This is a genomic window from Enterobacter nematophilus, assembly GCF_026344075.1.
In the GTDB taxonomy this organism is placed as follows: domain Bacteria; phylum Pseudomonadota; class Gammaproteobacteria; order Enterobacterales; family Enterobacteriaceae; genus Enterobacter; species Enterobacter nematophilus.
This window is the reverse complement of sequence record NZ_JAPKNE010000013.1, coordinates 1-14,981: the sequence shown is the minus strand read 5'-3', so window position 1 is coordinate 14,981 and position 14,981 is coordinate 1. Positions and strand designations below refer to the sequence as shown.

The window sequence follows — 14,981 nt, the reverse complement described above, 5'->3', positions numbered from 1 at the left end:
GAACACTGCCGGGTGGCGGCTTCGTCTTACCCGGCCTGCTCATCGCTATCCTTTCTCTTTGGCTTTTGCCAGCATGGCGCGAATGTTCGCCACGTTAGCCTGCCCTTTGTGCATCCGCTCTTCCGCGGTAATCACTTTGCGCTCCTGTTCCCAGATAAGATCGTCCTGCGGCAGTTCCAGCAGGAAACGACTCGGCTCAGGGCGTATCAGTTCACCGTACTGACGGCGCTCTTTACACAGCGTGAACGTGAGCTCTTTCTGCGCGCGGGTGATCCCCACGTAGGCCAGACGGCGCTCCTCGTCGACGTTATCTTCATCAATGCTGCTCTGGTGCGGCAATAACCCTTCTTCCATACCGACAAGATACACATACGGGAACTCCAGCCCTTTTGACGCATGCAGCGTCATCAGCTGAACCTGGTCGGCCTCTTCTTCGCTCTCGCCGCGCTCCATCATGTCGCGCAGGGTAAAGCGGGTGACTACCTGCGTTAACGTCATCGGCTCATCTATCTCAGAGCCTTCCAGCATTTCGGTCATCCAGCTAAAAAGCTGGTTAACGTTCTTCATACGCATTTCTGCCGCTTTCGGGCTGGCGGAGGTTTCGTACAGCCAGGATTCGTAGTCAATGCCGTGGATCAGATCGCGTACCGCCGCCACGGGCTCGCGCTCAGCCAGGCGCTGCACCTCACCCAGCCAGTGGGTGAAGCGGGTTAAATTATCGTACCCGCGCCCCGTCAGCGTCTGGCTCAGGCCCATATCAAAGCTGGCGGTAAACAGGCTCTTATTGCGGGTCATCGCCCATTCCCCCAGCTTTTGCAGCGTCGCTGGGCCAACCTCGCGCTTTGGCGTATTCACAATGCGCAGAAACGCGCTGTCGTCATCCGGGTTCGTGAGCACGCGCAGATAGGCCAGCAAATCTTTAATTTCTGGACGTGAGAAGAACGAGGTGCCGCCGGAAATTTTGTACGGAATGCGGTTCTGCATCAGCATCTTTTCAAAGACGCGCGACTGATGATTGCCGCGATAGAGGATCGCGTAATCCTTATATTCGGTTTTATTGACGAAGTGGTGGGCGATCAGTTCGCCCGTCACGCGCTCCGCCTCATGCTCTTCATTATTGGCGCTGAGCACCTTCAGCTCCGTACCGTAGCCCAGCTCGGAGAAGAGACGCTTTTCAAACACGTGCGGGTTATTGGCAATCAGGATGTTTGCCGCCTTCAGGATGCGCCCGGAGGAGCGGTAGTTCTGCTCCAGCTTAATCACCTGCAGCGCGGGAAAATCTTTGCTCAGAAGCACCAGGTTCTGCGGGCGTGCGCCGCGCCAGGAGTAAATTGACTGGTCGTCGTCGCCTACCACGGTGAAGCGCGCGCGCTGCCCCACCAGCAGCTTCACCAGCTCGTACTGGCTGGTGTTGGTATCCTGATATTCATCCACCAGCAGGTAGCGAATTTTGTTCTGCCAGCGCTCGCGCACCTCTTCATTGCGCTGTAAAAGCAGCGTCGGCAGAAGGATCAGATCGTCGAAGTCCAGCACGTTGCACGCTTTCATGTGCGCGTCGTACAGACCGTAGCAGTGGGCGAAGATACGATCCCGTTCGCCTTTGGCGATCGCTGCGGCCTGGGCCGGGGTCATCAGATCGTTTTTCCAGTTCGAGATCGTGGAGATCAGCTGCTGCAACAGCACCTTATCATCTTCGATCAGCCCCTCGGTGAGCTCTTTAAGCAACGCCACCTGGTCGGTGTCATCGAACAGCGAAAAGTTGGATTTCATCCCCAGCGCGGCATATTCACGCTTAATGATATCCAGCCCCAGCGTGTGGAAGGTGGAGATCATCAGCCCGCGCGCCTCTTTGCGCCCCAGCGTCTGGCCGACGCGCTCTTTCATCTCGCGCGCCGCTTTGTTGGTAAAGGTAACCGCCGCAATGTGGCGGGCCTGATAGCCGCAGCCGCGGATCAGGTGCGCAATCTTATTGGTGATGACGCGCGTTTTACCGGATCCTGCGCCCGCCAGTACCAGACACGGTCCGGTGACAAATTCGACGGCTTGTTGTTGTCCGGGGTTTAAACGCATAAATGATCGCTCAATGAAAGTCAGGAGGGGAGAATAACAGCGTGGTAGTATAGCGAGCCTAATCCATACCACTCAAGGCACGATCATGGCAAAAACAGCAGCAGCACTGCATATTCTTGTTAAAGAAGAGAAACTGGCTCTGGATCTTCTGGAGCAGATCAAAAACGGCGCCGACTTCGGCAAGCTGGCGAAGAAGCACTCTATTTGTCCGTCAGGCAAGCGCGGCGGCGATTTAGGCGAATTTCGTCAGGGTCAGATGGTTCCGGCGTTCGATAAAGTGGTCTTCTCCTGCCCGGTGCTGGAGCCGACTGGCCCACTGCATACGCAGTTCGGTTATCACGTGATCAAGGTCTTGTATCGGAAATAAACAGCAAGGCCTTCTCTAAGAGAAGGCCTTTAATGTTTGCACCCTCTCCCGGTGGGAGAGGGGCGGGGTGAGGGCATCAGCCCGCACCTGATGTTAACCTGCTACCGCGATACGCTTCATATCGGTCATGTAGCCACGCAGTTTGTGGCCCACTTTCTCGATCTGATGGCTGCGAATCGCTTCGTTTACGTCGCGCAGCTGCGCGTTGTCTACCGCACCTTCCGCAATCGCTTTGCCCAGATCGCCCGTCTGCAGGGTGGTCATGAACTCTTTCAGCAGCGGTACGCAGGCGTAAGAGAACAGGTAGTTGCCGTACTCAGCGGTATCAGAGATAACCACGTTCATTTCGTACAGACGCTTACGGGCGATGGTGTTCGCGATCAGCGGCAGCTCGTGCAGAGATTCGTAGTACGCAGACTCTTCGATGATGCCGGAATCCACCATGGTTTCGAACGCCAGCTCAACGCCTGCTTTCACCATCGCGATCATCAGTACGCCTTTATCGAAGTACTCCTGCTCGCCGATTTTACCTTCATACTGCGGCGCGGTTTCGAACGCGGTTTTACCGGTCTCTTCACGCCAGGTCAGCAGTTTCTTGTCGTCGTTCGCCCAGTCCGCCATCATGCCGGAAGAGAACTCGCCGGAGATGATGTCGTCCATGTGTTTCTGGAACAGCGGTGCCATAATGGTTTTCAGCTGTTCAGACAGCGCGTAAGCACGCAGTTTTGCCGGGTTGGACAGGCGATCCATCATCAGCGTAATCCCACCCTGCTTCAGCGCTTCGGTGATGGTTTCCCAGCCGAACTGAATCAGTTTTTCTGCGTATGCCGGGTCAGTACCTTCTTCCACCAACTTATCGAAGCAGAGCAGAGAACCCGCCTGCAGCATGCCACACAGAATGGTCTGCTCGCCCATCAGATCAGATTTCACTTCAGCCACGAAGGAAGATTCCAGAACGCCCGCGCGGTGGCCGCCAGTCGCCGCAGCCCACGCTTTGGCAATCGCCATGCCTTCGCCTTTCGGATCGTTTTCCGGGTGAACTGCGATAAGCGTCGGCACGCCGAAACCACGCTTGTACTCTTCGCGTACTTCCGTACCCGGGCACTTCGGCGCCACCATCACCACGGTGATGTCTTTACGGATCTGCTCGCCCACTTCAACGATGTTGAAGCCGTGGGAGTAACCCAGCGCGGCGCCGTCTTTCATCAGCGGCTGTACGGAACGCACTACGTCGGAGTGCTGCTTGTCTGGCGTCAGGTTAACGACCAGATCCGCCTGCGGGATCAGCTCTTCGTAGGTACCCACTTTGAAGCCGTTTTCGGTCGCTTTACGCCAGGAAGCGCGCTTCTCGGCAATCGCTTCTTTACGCAGGGCGTAGGAGATATCCAGCCCGGAGTCACGCATGTTCAGGCCCTGGTTCAGGCCCTGTGCGCCACAGCCGACGATGACCACTTTTTTACCCTGAAGGTAGCTCGCGCCATCGGCAAATTCATCGCGCGCCATGAAGCGGCATTTGCCCAGCTGCGCCAGCTGCTGGCGCAAGTTCAGTGTATTAAAGTAGTTAGCCATGGGTGATACCTCGTGATGTTGTGTGTCTTATTGTTCGGTTCGCGTTTCAGCGAGAATGTACCCACATTACAACAGGAAATTTATTGCGGAAATTGATATATTCACAACGTCACATTGCAATTTTTGCAATGTAAAATGAGGGAGTGGAATCGGTGGATTTACGCGATCTAAAAATGTTCCTGCATCTGGCGGAAAGCCGCCACTTTGGCCGCAGCGCCCGGGCGATGCACGTTAGCCCCTCCACGCTTTCGCGCCAGATCCAGCGCCTTGAGGAAGACCTCGGCCAGCCGCTGTTCGTGCGCGATAACCGCACCGTCACCCTCACGGAAGCGGGAGAAGAGCTGCGCATCTTTGCCCAGCAGACCTTGTTGCAGTACCAGCAGCTGCGGCACGCCATTGACCAGCAGGGACCGTCGCTTTCCGGCGAGCTGCATATTTTCTGCTCCGTGACCGCCGCCTATAGCCATCTGCCGCCCATTCTCGACCGCTTCCGCGCGGCGCATCCGTCGGTCGAAATTAAGCTCACCACCGGCGATGCCGCCGACGCAATGGAAAAAGTCGTAACGGGCGAAGCGGATCTCGCCATTGCCGGAAAGCCCGAAACCCTGCCGGGCGCGGTGGCATTCTCGATGCTGGAGAATCTGGCGGTTGTACTGATTGCCCCGGCGCTGCCCTGCCCGGTGCGTAATCAGGTCTCGGTGGAAAAACCGGACTGGTCAACGGTGCCGTTTATCATGGCCGATCAGGGGCCGGTGCGTCGCCGCATCGAGCTGTGGTTCCGCCGTCAGAAAATCAGCAACCCGTCCATTTACGCTACCGTCAGCGGCCATGAGGCGATGGTGTCGATGGTGGCGCTCGGCTGCGGCGTGGCGCTGCTGCCGGAAGTGGTGCTGGAAAACAGCCCGGAACCGGTGCGCAATCGCGTGATGATTCTGGAGCGCAGCGACGAGAAGACGCCGTTTGAGCTTGGCGTGTGCGCACAAAAAAAGCGGCTGCATGAGCCGCTTATTGATGCGTTCTGGCAGATATTGCCGAACCACTAGCCCGCCAGAAAGAACCTGAACGCCGGGTTTTGGGTTTCGTCATGGCATTCATAGCCCAGCTCGTTCAGCCGCGTTTCGAAATCCGGCTCGTGCTCGCCCAGCTCGAACGCCGCCAGCACGCGGCCGTAGTCGGTGCCGTGGCTGCGGTAGTGGAACAGAGAGATGTTCCAGTGCGTGCCCAGCGTGTGCAGGAACTTGAGCAGCGCGCCCGGTGATTCCGGGAACTCGAAGCTGAACAGACGTTCCTGGAGCGGCTTTGAGGGACGACCGCCAACCATGTAACGCACGTGCAGCTTCGCCATCTCGTCGTCAGAAAGATCGACCACGCTGTAGCCGCCGTTATGCAGCAGGTTGAGGATCTCTTTGCGCTCCTCCACGCCCCGGCTCAGACGCACGCCGACAAAGATGCAGGCATCTTTGGCATCGGCAAAACGGTAATTGAACTCCGTTACCGAACGACCGCCCAGCAGCTGGCAGAACTTGAGGAAGCTGCCCTTCTCTTCCGGGATGGTCACCGCCAGCAGCGCTTCACGCTGTTCGCCCAGCTCGCAGCGCTCGGAAACGTAGCGCAGGCCGTGGAAATTCACGTTGGCGCCGGAAAGCACGTGCGCCAGACGCTCGCCGCGAATGTTGTGCTGGGCGATGTATTTTTTCATCCCCGCCAGCGCCAGCGCGCCGGACGGTTCCGCCACCGCACGCACGTCTTCGAAGAGATCTTTCATCGCCGCGCAGATCGCATCGCTGTCTACGGTGACGATATCGTCGAGATATTCCCGGCACAGGCGGAAGGTTTCGTCGCCAATGCGCTTCACCGCCACGCCCTCGGCAAACAGCCCAACGCGCGGCAGGTCTACCGGATGACCGGTATCCAGCGCCGCCTTCAGGCAGGCAGAGTCTTCTGCTTCAACGGCGATGACTTTGATCTGCGGCATCAGCTGTTTGATAAGCACCGCCACGCCCGCCGCTAGCCCGCCACCTCCCACCGGAACGAAGACGCGGTCAAGGTGGGCATCCTGCTGCAGCAGCTCAAGCGCCAGCGTGCCCTGCCCGGCAATCACCATCGGGTGGTCAAACGGCGGCACCCAGGTGAAGCCCTGCTGCTGCGCCAGCTCGATCGCTTTGGCTTTCGCTTCGTCAAAATTGGCACCGTGAAGCAGCACTTCCCCGCCGAAACCGCGGACCGCGTCGACTTTGATGTCTGCGGTAGCGACCGGCATCACGATGAGCGCTTTCAGCCCCAGACGGGCAGACGAGAAGGCAACGCCCTGGGCGTGGTTGCCCGCCGACGCAGTAATCACGCCGCGCGCTTTTTGCTCGTCGGTCAGCCCGGCCATCATCGCGTAAGCGCCGCGCAGCTTGAAGCTGTGCACCGGCTGGCGATCTTCGCGCTTCACCAGAATAACGTTGTCGAGGCGCGAAGAGAGTTTTTCCATTTTCTGCAGGGGCGTAACCTGCACGGCTTCATAGACCGGCGCGCGCAGCACCGCTCTCAGGTATTCCGCCCCCTCGGGGGCGGCGGATAAGGGTTGAGACTCGGCCATCATTAGCCCCCAAGTTTAGATTTATCGCGCACAGCGCCTTTATCTGCACTGGTGGCAAGGCTGGCGTAAGCGCGCAGGGCGAAGGAGACTTCACGCTGGCGATCTTTCGGGGTCCAGGCTTTGTCGCCGCGGGCTTCCTGCGCTTCACGACGGGCCGCAATCTCCTGCTCGCTCAGCTTGAGCTGAATGCCGCGATTCGGAATATCGATTTCAATCAGGTCGCCGTCTTCGATGATAGCGATGTTGCCGCCGCTTGCCGCTTCCGGTGAAACGTGACCGATAGAGAGGCCGGAGGTGCCGCCGGAGAAACGCCCGTCGGTGATCAGCGCACAGGCTTTACCGAGCCCCATGGATTTCAGGAAGGTGGTTGGATAGAGCATCTCCTGCATGCCCGGACCGCCTTTCGGCCCTTCGTAGCGAATGACAACCACGTCGCCTTCCACTACTTTGCCGCCGAGAATGGCGTCTACCGCTTCATCCTGGCTTTCGTACACTTTCGCCGGACCGGTGAATTTCAGGATGCTGTCGTCCACGCCTGCGGTTTTCACGATGCAGCCGTTTTCCGCAAAGTTACCGTACAGCACGGCCAGACCGCCGTCTTTGCTGTAGGCGTGTTCCAGCGAGCGGATGCAGCCTTCGGCGCGGTCATCGTCCAGGGTGTCCCAGCGGCAGTCCTGCGAGAACGCCTGGGTGGTACGAATACCGGCAGGGCCGGCGCGGAACATCTTTTTCACCGCGTCGTCTTTGGTCAGCATCACGTCGTACTGGTCCAGCGACTCCGGCAGCGTCAGGCCGAGCACGTTTTTCACGTCACGGTTCAGCAGCCCGGCACGATCCAGCTCGCCGAGAATACCAATGACGCCACCCGCGCGGTGTACGTCCTCCATATGGTACTTCTGGGTACTCGGGGCAACCTTACACAGCTGCGGCACTTTGCGGGAGAGCTTGTCGATATCGCTCATGATGAAGTCGATTTCGGCTTCCTGCGCGGCGGCCAGCAGGTGCAGAACGGTGTTAGTGGAACCGCCCATGGCAATATCCAGCGTCATGGCGTTCTCGAACGCGGCTTTGCTGGCGATGCTGCGCGGCAGCGCGCTGGCGTCGTCCTGCTCGTAGTAGCGTTTGGTCAGCTCAACGATGCGTTTACCAGCATTGAGGAACAGCTGCTTGCGGTCGGCATGGGTCGCCAGCAGCGAGCCGTTGCCCGGCTGCGAGAGGCCCAGCGCTTCGGTCAGGCAGTTCATGGAGTTGGCGGTGAACATCCCGGAACAGGAGCCGCAGGTCGGACACGCGGAGCGTTCCACCTGATCGCTCTGCTCGTCCGAGACTTTTGGATCCGCGCCCTGGATCATCGCATCGACCAGGTCGAGCTTGATGATTTTATCGGAGAGCTTGGTTTTTCCCGCTTCCATCGGCCCGCCGGAGACGAAAATCACCGGAATGTTCAGGCGCAGGGAGGCCATCAGCATCCCCGGGGTGATTTTGTCGCAGTTGGAGATACAGACCATCGCATCGGCGCAGTGGGCGTTAACCATATACTCTACGGAGTCGGCGATCAGCTCGCGCGACGGCAGCGAATAGAGCATGCCCCCGTGACCCATCGCGATACCGTCATCCACCGCAATGGTGTTGAACTCTTTCGCCACGCCGCCGGAGGCTTCGATTTGCTCGGCAACCAGCTTACCGAGATCGCGCAGGTGCACGTGGCCCGGTACAAACTGGGTGAAGGAGTTCACCACGGCGATAATTGGCTTACCGAAATCGGCGTCGGTCATTCCGGTGGCGCGCCACAGCGCGCGGGCTCCCGCCATGTTACGGCCGTGGGTGGTGGTGGCTGAACGATACTTAGGCATGCTTTATTTACTCCCGTCTGACTATTTAATGGGACGGTGCGTGCCGTCCCAAATTTATACTTAGTGATTAACCTGATCCAACCAGCCGTATTTGTCTTCTGTTTCGCCGGTGAAGAGGCCGAAGAACGCCTGCTGAATGCGTTTGGTGACCGGACCACAGCGGCCTTCGCCCACCTGGATCCCGTCTACGCTGCGCACCGGCGTGATTTCAGCCGCCGTGCCGGACATAAAGACTTCATCGGCCAGATACAGGGATTCGCGGGACAGCACCTGCTCGCGCACTTCGATACCCAGATCTTTCGCCAGCTTGATGATCGCGTCGCGGGTAATGCCCGGCAGCGCCGACGAGGTGAACGGCGGGGTGAAAAGAATGCCGTCTTTAACTTCAAACAGGTTTTCGCCCGCACCTTCAGAGATGTAGCCATTCACGTCGAGCGCGATACCTTCCTGATAGCCGTGGCGGCGCGCTTCGCTACCGACCAACAGTGAGGAGAGGTAGTTACCGCCCGCTTTCGCAGCGGTCGGGATGGTGTTTGGCGCCACGCGGTTCCAGGAAGAGACCATTGCGTCGATCCCCTGCTCCAGGGCTTCTGCACCCAGGTAGGCACCCCATGGGAACGCGGCAATGATCACATCAGTGTTATAGCCCGCTGGCGGGTTTACGCCCATGCCGACATCGCCCACGAAGACCAGCGGACGAATATAGGCGCTGGTCAGGTTGTTCTTACGGATCACGTCGCGGCAGGCTTCCATCAGCTCATCAACGCTTTGAGAAACCGGGAAACGATAAATTTTGGCTGAGTCATGCAGACGCTGCATGTGTTCGCGATGGCGGAACACCACTGGCCCTTTGTGAGAATCGTAGCAACGGATGCCTTCAAACACGGAGGTACCGTAGTGTAGCGCGTGGGACATCACGTGGACTTTCGCGTCCTCCCAGCGAACCATCTCACCATTGAACCAAATGTAATCAGCTTTTTTTGTCGTCATTTTTTCGTCCTGTCGCGCTCAAGCGCGGATTTGTTGTGATGTGGTTGTGCTCTGGCAGATGGCAACATGGGCAACGTCTACCAGCTTTGATAACTGACTAAACAGTAAGTCGACCGGCCGCGGGCTGGCAACGGTTAATTCGATACTGATGTTTTGCGCGTCGGTGGCCGTTTCCATATTCATAGAGCAAATCTGAAAACCACGGTGACGGACCACGCGCAAAACGCGTTCTAAGGTTTCGGGGTTGAAGCGAGCCTGCACGGCGACCTGATGTTGCATCATGATAATTTCTCCAGCATTTGTGAGTTACTGGCACCGGGCGGTACCAACGGCCAGACGTTCTCAAGCTCGTCGATTGAGACATGAAGCAGGTATGGCCCTTCGCTTGACAGCATGGTGTCGAGTGCCGCTTCAACCTGGTCTTTACGGGTGATGTGCTGACCAGGAATGCCGAAGGCGCTGGCCAGGGTAAGGAAATCGGGGTTATCGGTGAGCGTCGTTTCGCTGTAGCGCTCCTGGAAGAACAGCTGTTGCCACTGGCGAACCATCCCTAAACGCTGGTTATCGAGCAACACGATCTTCAGCGGTAACTGTTTGCGCTTCACGGTGCCGAGCTCCTGGACGTTCATCATGAAGGAGCCGTCACCGGAGATACAGATAACGGTATCGTTCGGACGGGCAACCTGCGCGCCAACGGCTGCCGGCAGACCGAAGCCCATCGTCCCTAACCCGCTGGAGGTGATGAAGTTTTCCGGACGGGTGTAGGTCATATGCTGGGCGGACCACATCTGATGCTGACCCACATCCGTCGTCACCACGCTGTCAGCAGGTTTACGGTCGGACAACTGCTTCAACAGCAGCGGCGCGTAGATGGCCTCGCCGGGGTGGTCGTAACGCCAGGCGTGCTCGGCGCGCATGTCTGCGGTGTGCTGACGCCATGCATTGATATCCAGCGGCTGCTGCAGTGCCGGTAACAGCGCGTTGAGATCGCCCTGCAGCGCAACGTGCGCCTGACGCAGCTTGTTCATCTCCGCCGGGTCGATATCCATATGGATCACTTTGGCATTCGGCGCGAAGGTATTCAGCTTGCCGGTGACGCGGTCGTCAAAACGAGCCCCCACGGCGATGAGCAGATCGCACTCCTGCACCGCCAGGTTTGCCGCCTTAGTGCCATGCATTCCCAGCATGCCGAGGTAGTACGGGTAGTCCGCGTCGACTGCGCCCAGACCTTTCAGCGTGCAGGTAGCGGGCATCTGCGTCACCGCGATAAATTCGCGCAGGGCAGGAACGGCCTGCGCCATGCCCACGCCACCGCCGACGTACAGCATCGGCTGCTTCGCCTGCGCCATCATCTGACGCGCTTCTTCGACGTCTGCATGCGGGAACGCATCGTTGCTTTCAACGGTAGAGAAGTGCGGCTCCAGATCGCCAAGTGCAACCTGGATATCTTTCGGGATATCCACCAGAACCGGGCCAGGACGGCCAGAACTGGCAACCTCGAACGCTTCGGCCATGACGCGCGGCAGCTCTTCGAGAGATTGAACGAGGAAGCTGTGCTTGGTGCAGGCCAGCGATAAGCCGAGGACGTCCACTTCCTGGAAGGCATCAGTACCGATGAACGGAGAGGCCACCTGACCGGTGATCGCCACGATGGGGACGGAATCGAGCAGCGCGTCAGCCAGGCCGGTGATCAGGTTCGTTGCGCCCGGACCTGAAGTCGCCATGCATACACCGGTTTTACCTGTCGCGCGGGCATAGCCAATGGCTGCCATCGCTGCGCCCTGCTCGTGTCGGCACAAGAGGTGTTCCACGCCGCCGTCATACAGTGCATCGTAAATCGGCATAATTGCGCCACCCGGATAACCGAATACGGTTTCGACTCCCTGCGCGCGCAACGCATGTACTACCCATTGTGCCCCATTCATAGTTAGTTCCCCGTCATAAATCTAAAGAAACAGAATTTTGTGCTAGTCGTCATGCTCTGCTCCTCGTTTAAGTTTTTTAGTCATAAAAAAACCCCCGGACCTTTCGGTGCGGGGGTCTTAGTTCGTTAAGGCTTGATTTCTAAGCCTTTCCTCGTCCAAGTGCAGCCCCGCACGGTGGGATAATAATCACCACCACGCTAATCACGACCAGGCTAATCACTCGTAGAAGGGCTGTCATTTTCAGTTCTTTTTGCATCTTGTTCGAAGGAATACCTAAAGAGTTATCACAGTTTTTAAATCAAACACAAGATTTATTTATGACGAGCTTGGTTAGCAAGCGAATCATATTTTCTGAAAGCATTGTTTTATATGAGGAAATTAGGGGATGAATATTTTTCATTTTTTTATTGCGGACCTGGCCATGAAAGCGCGCCTTTTTACATTTTGCGAGTATTCTTCCACGGTTATGCAATGGTTTCACTGCGCCCTGAAAATCTCTGAACAGGCGGCGTAAATACGTAAAAAGACGCTAAACAGAAAAAACAGGCACTGGCATAGTCACACCAGGAGGTAGTACAAATGTCACTGTCAGTTGTTTATACGCGAGCGGCTCTCGGGGTAAAGGCTCCGCTTATTTCCGTTGAGGTTCATTTGAGTAATGGGCTGCCCGGACTCACGCTTGTCGGGTTACCTGAAACCACGGTCAAAGAGGCCAGGGACCGCGTTCGTAGCGCAATAATAAACAGCGGTTATACCTTCCCCGCAAAGAAGATCACCATCAACCTTGCTCCCGCCGACCTGCCCAAAGAGGGTGGTCGATACGATTTACCTATCGCAATTGCGCTTCTCGCGGCTTCTGAGCAGCTTAATACGACCAGGCTAGGCTCGTATGAGTTCGTGGGTGAACTCGCGCTCACAGGCGCGCTGAGAGGCGTTCCCGGTGCGATATCGGGAGCGCTGGAAGCCATACGTGCAGGGCGGAAAATCGTTGTGGCCAATGAAAACGCATCAGAAGTGAGTCTTATTGCAGAAAAAGGATGCCTCATCGCCGGGCATCTTCAGGAAGTGTGCGCCTGGCTGGAAGGCCGCCATGAACTGTCCGAGCCGGAAGAATGTGACGAGGCTATAGCGGATGCGCCAGAAGACCTCAGCGAGATCATGGGACAAGAGCAAGGGAAACGGGCGCTGGAGATTACGGCAGCGGGTGGTCACAATCTTCTGCTGATTGGCCCGCCGGGTACGGGCAAAACCATGCTGGCAAGCAGGCTGAGCGGGTTGCTCCCGCCGCTTAATAACCATGAAGCGCTGGAAAGCGCCGCCATCTACAGCCTGATCGGTTCGACGTCATTGCACAAACAGTGGCGTCGACGTCCCTTTCGTTCCCCGCATCATAGCGCTTCGCTGACGGCAATGGTCGGCGGTGGGTCTATTCCGGGGCCGGGTGAGATCTCGCTGGCACACAATGGCATTCTGTTTCTCGATGAGCTGCCTGAATTTGAGCGCCGCGTGCTGGATGCACTGAGGGAGCCCATTGAATCCGGTGAGATACATATCTCACGCACGCGAGCCAAAATAAGCTATCCCGCCCGTTTTCAGCTCGTGGCGGCGATGAATCCCAGCCCGACGGGGCATTATCAGGGCAACCATAACCGCTGTACGCCAGAGCAGACGCTGCGCTATCTGGGAAAGCTGTCTGGCCCGTTTCTCGACCGTTTCGATTTATCACTGGAAATCCCCCTTCCGCCGCCGAGCCTGCTCAGGCAGACCGATAGACTGGGTGAAAGCTCCGCGCACGTTCGCGAGCGGGTTATCGCGGCGCAGGCGCGACAGTATGCCCGTCAAAACAGGCTGAATGCACGGCTGGATAATGCCGGGATCCGACAGTTTTGTTCTCTTGACGTTGACGATGCGGCGTGGCTGGAGGAGACGTTGACGCGCTTTGGGCTTTCCATACGTGCGTGGCAGCGTTTATTGAAAGTGGCCAGAACCATTGCGGACGTGGAGGGCTGTGCTGACATTGAGAGGAAACACTTGCAGGAGGCGCTGAGCTATCGGGCGATCGATCGTTTGCTTTTGCATCTGCAAAAGTTACTGGCATAAAAAAGGGGCCGCAGCCCCTTTTTTATTAGTCGTCAGACTCGGTGTAGTCTTCTGCACCTTCCATCTGCGGTTTACCGCCAGACAGCGTATGGAAACGTTTTGGACGCTTAATGCGAGCCATGTACTTGATCCATACACGTTCTGCTTCAGACTGCGGCTCACGCTCACCACGGCACACCGAGACAAACTGCTTTTCATCTTCAGTTGCAGGCTCACGTTTACCCAGATCCAGCTCGTTAAAGGCATAACCATGACGCTCAAGCAGCTGCGCCTCTTTGATGGTGAAATCGCCGTGACGAGAGAACCCGCGCGGATAATGTTTATTGTCGAAAAAACGATTAGTCGTCGTAAAGCTTTCCGCCATCCTACACGCTCCTAATTCTTTGGCCGAGCTATTTATGGCGCGGAGTATTAGTTACGCTTGACAGAGTGTAAAACAAAACATTTAAATCATAACGACAAATTATTTTGCGGAGAAAGATGTGGATACGGAATTGCTAAAAACTTTCCTTGAAGTGAGCAGAACGCGTCACTTCGGGCGAGCCGCTGAAGCCCTTTACCTGACGCAGTCAGCAGTCAGTTTTCGTATTCGACAGCTGGAAAATCAACTGGGTGTGAATCTTTTTACCCGCCATCGCAACAACATCCGTCTCACGCCTGCCGGTGAAAAACTGCTTCCGTATGCGGAGACATTGATGAATACCTGGCAGGCAGCGCGCAAAGAGGTTGCGCATACGTCGAGGCACAACGAGTTCTCGATAGGGGCCAGCGCATCTCTGTGGGAATGCATGCTCAGTCAGTGGCTTACCCGGCTATATCACTCCCATGGCCATTTACAATTTGAAGCCAGAATTGCGCAACGTCAGTCGCTGGTTAAGCAACTCCATGAGCGTCAGCTGGATCTGCTTATTACAACAGAAGCCCCCAAGATGGACGAATTTAGCAGCCAGATTGTAGGGCAGTTCGGTCTGGCTCTTTATGCTTCTGAACCCTCAATGATGAAGGCAGACCTGAACTATTTGCGGCTGGAATGGGGACCTGATTTTCAGCAGCATGAGACGGGATTGATTGCACCTGATGATGTTCCACAGTTAACAACCAGTTCTGCCGAGATTGCCTGTCAGCAACTTCCCCTGTTGAAGGGTTGCACCTGGTTACCAGTCCGTTGGGCAGACACCAGGCCTGGACTGCATACCGTGGTGGATTCCGCCACCCTTTCGCGGCCGCTGTATGCAATTTGGCTGCAAAATAGCGACAAGCAATCGCAGATAAAAGATCTATTAAAAATCAATATAATGGATTGATGCTGAGGCCAGCAGGGATGCTGGCTGCATTTAAGAATGGTGAAGTTTCACCAGGTTTCAGGCAAAAAAAATCCTTTGCCGAAGCAAAGGATTCTATATGGCAGGGGCGGAGAGACTCGAACTCGCGACACCCGGTTTTGGAGACCGGTGCTCTACCAACTGAGCTACGCCCCTAAAGTTTTTTGCCATTAAGCCTGCCATTACTGGCAGGCTTAACGT

General features: G+C 56.8%; 13 protein-coding genes and 1 tRNA gene. 4 read left to right on the top strand and 10 right to left on the bottom strand.

Translation table 11 applies throughout. The features are described from left to right. Positions 1-45: 45 nt before the first annotated feature. Positions 46-2,070, bottom strand: coding sequence for a DNA helicase Rep (gene rep / locus OSH03_RS21010; RefSeq protein ID WP_266180012.1), 2,025 nt, complete (start codon positions 2,068-2,070; stop codon positions 46-48). 85 nt (positions 2,071-2,155) lie between these two features. On the opposite strand from rep, the gene ppiC reads away from it, so the two are divergent. Further along, positions 2,156-2,437 carry a peptidylprolyl isomerase PpiC gene (gene ppiC / locus OSH03_RS21005; RefSeq protein WP_008501570.1) on the top strand — a complete coding sequence of 94 codons (282 nt, stop codon included), beginning with the start codon at positions 2,156-2,158 and terminating at the stop codon, positions 2,435-2,437. A gap of 93 nt (positions 2,438-2,530) precedes the next feature. On the opposite strand, the gene ilvC is transcribed toward ppiC, so the two are convergent. Further along, positions 2,531-4,006 carry a ketol-acid reductoisomerase gene (gene ilvC, locus OSH03_RS21000; protein WP_021242831.1) on the bottom strand — a complete coding sequence of 492 codons (1,476 nt, stop codon included), beginning with the start codon at positions 4,004-4,006 and terminating at the stop codon, positions 2,531-2,533. A gap of 152 nt (positions 4,007-4,158) precedes the next feature. Here ilvC and ilvY point away from each other — a divergent pair, with 152 nt between their 5' ends. Then, a complete protein-coding gene (ilvY, locus tag OSH03_RS20995) occupies positions 4,159-5,049 on the top strand; it encodes an HTH-type transcriptional activator IlvY (RefSeq protein ID WP_061099607.1) in 891 nt (296 codons plus the stop codon). Here ilvY and ilvA read toward each other — a convergent pair. The 6 genes from ilvA to ilvL form a co-directional block, all read right to left on the bottom strand. After that, a complete protein-coding gene (gene ilvA, locus OSH03_RS20990; RefSeq protein WP_266180037.1) occupies positions 5,046-6,590 on the bottom strand; it encodes a threonine ammonia-lyase, biosynthetic in 1,545 nt (514 codons plus the stop codon). The genes ilvY and ilvA overlap by 4 nt on opposite strands. Before the next feature lie 2 nt (positions 6,591-6,592). Then, positions 6,593-8,443, bottom strand: a complete 1,851-nt coding sequence (ilvD, locus tag OSH03_RS20985) for a dihydroxy-acid dehydratase (RefSeq protein WP_266180011.1) — start codon at positions 8,441-8,443, stop codon at positions 6,593-6,595. 60 nt (positions 8,444-8,503) lie between these two features. Beyond that, entirely contained in the window at positions 8,504-9,433 is a 930-nt protein-coding gene (gene ilvE / locus OSH03_RS20980) for a branched-chain-amino-acid transaminase (RefSeq protein WP_023326297.1), read from the bottom strand. A gap of 18 nt (positions 9,434-9,451) precedes the next feature. Continuing rightward, positions 9,452-9,715, bottom strand: a complete 264-nt coding sequence (gene ilvM, locus OSH03_RS20975) for an acetolactate synthase 2 small subunit (protein ID WP_003860184.1) — start codon at positions 9,713-9,715, stop codon at positions 9,452-9,454. Then, positions 9,712-11,358: an acetolactate synthase 2 catalytic subunit gene (ilvG, locus tag OSH03_RS20970; RefSeq protein WP_266180010.1), complete on the bottom strand. Its 1,647-nt coding sequence runs from the start codon at positions 11,356-11,358 to the stop codon at positions 9,712-9,714. The genes ilvM and ilvG overlap by 4 nt, the downstream gene beginning before the upstream one ends. Positions 11,359-11,497: 139 nt before the next feature. Next, entirely contained in the window at positions 11,498-11,596 is a 99-nt protein-coding gene (ilvL, locus tag OSH03_RS20965) for an ilv operon leader peptide (protein ID WP_001311244.1), read from the bottom strand. Positions 11,597-11,937: 341 nt separating this feature from the next. Between ilvL and OSH03_RS20960 the strand changes: the two genes are divergently transcribed. After that, positions 11,938-13,458, top strand: a complete 1,521-nt coding sequence (locus OSH03_RS20960; protein WP_266180009.1) for a YifB family Mg chelatase-like AAA ATPase — start codon at positions 11,938-11,940, stop codon at positions 13,456-13,458. 25 nt (positions 13,459-13,483) lie between these two features. On the opposite strand, the gene OSH03_RS20955 is transcribed toward OSH03_RS20960, so the two are convergent. Beyond that, entirely contained in the window at positions 13,484-13,822 is a 339-nt protein-coding gene (locus tag OSH03_RS20955) for a MaoP family protein (RefSeq protein WP_008501577.1), read from the bottom strand. A 118-nt stretch (positions 13,823-13,940) separates the two neighbouring features. Here OSH03_RS20955 and hdfR point away from each other — a divergent pair, with 118 nt between their 5' ends. Then, the gene (hdfR, locus tag OSH03_RS20950; protein WP_061096739.1) at positions 13,941-14,762 is read left to right on the top strand and encodes an HTH-type transcriptional regulator HdfR; all 822 of its coding nucleotides are present in this window, start codon (positions 13,941-13,943) and stop codon (positions 14,760-14,762) included. Positions 14,763-14,860: 98 nt separating this feature from the next. Here hdfR and OSH03_RS20945 read toward each other — a convergent pair. Further along, positions 14,861-14,936 (bottom strand) — tRNA-Trp (locus OSH03_RS20945). Between the last annotated feature and the right edge of the window lie 45 nt (positions 14,937-14,981).

Excerpts from the sequence above, each read along its gene's own strand:
- rep (WP_266180012.1), bottom strand. The coding sequence starts at position 2,070 with ATGCGTTTAAACCCCGGACAACAACAAGCCGTCGAATTTGTCACCGGA.
- ppiC (WP_008501570.1), top strand. The coding sequence starts at position 2,156 with ATGGCAAAAACAGCAGCAGCACTGCATATTCTTGTTAAAGAAGAGAAA.
- ilvC (WP_021242831.1), bottom strand. The coding sequence starts at position 4,006 with ATGGCTAACTACTTTAATACACTGAACTTGCGCCAGCAGCTGGCGCAG.
- ilvA (WP_266180037.1), bottom strand. The coding sequence starts at position 6,590 with ATGGCCGAGTCTCAACCCTTATCCGCCGCCCCCGAGGGGGCGGAATAC.
- ilvD (WP_266180011.1), bottom strand. The coding sequence starts at position 8,443 with ATGCCTAAGTATCGTTCAGCCACCACCACCCACGGCCGTAACATGGCG.
- ilvE (WP_023326297.1), bottom strand. The coding sequence starts at position 9,433 with ATGACGACAAAAAAAGCTGATTACATTTGGTTCAATGGTGAGATGGTT.
- ilvM (WP_003860184.1), bottom strand. The coding sequence starts at position 9,715 with ATGATGCAACATCAGGTCGCCGTGCAGGCTCGCTTCAACCCCGAAACC.
- ilvG (WP_266180010.1), bottom strand. The coding sequence starts at position 11,358 with ATGAATGGGGCACAATGGGTAGTACATGCGTTGCGCGCGCAGGGAGTC.
- ilvL (WP_001311244.1), bottom strand. The coding sequence starts at position 11,596 with ATGACAGCCCTTCTACGAGTGATTAGCCTGGTCGTGATTAGCGTGGTG.
- OSH03_RS20960 (WP_266180009.1), top strand. The coding sequence starts at position 11,938 with ATGTCACTGTCAGTTGTTTATACGCGAGCGGCTCTCGGGGTAAAGGCT.
- OSH03_RS20955 (WP_008501577.1), bottom strand. The coding sequence starts at position 13,822 with ATGGCGGAAAGCTTTACGACGACTAATCGTTTTTTCGACAATAAACAT.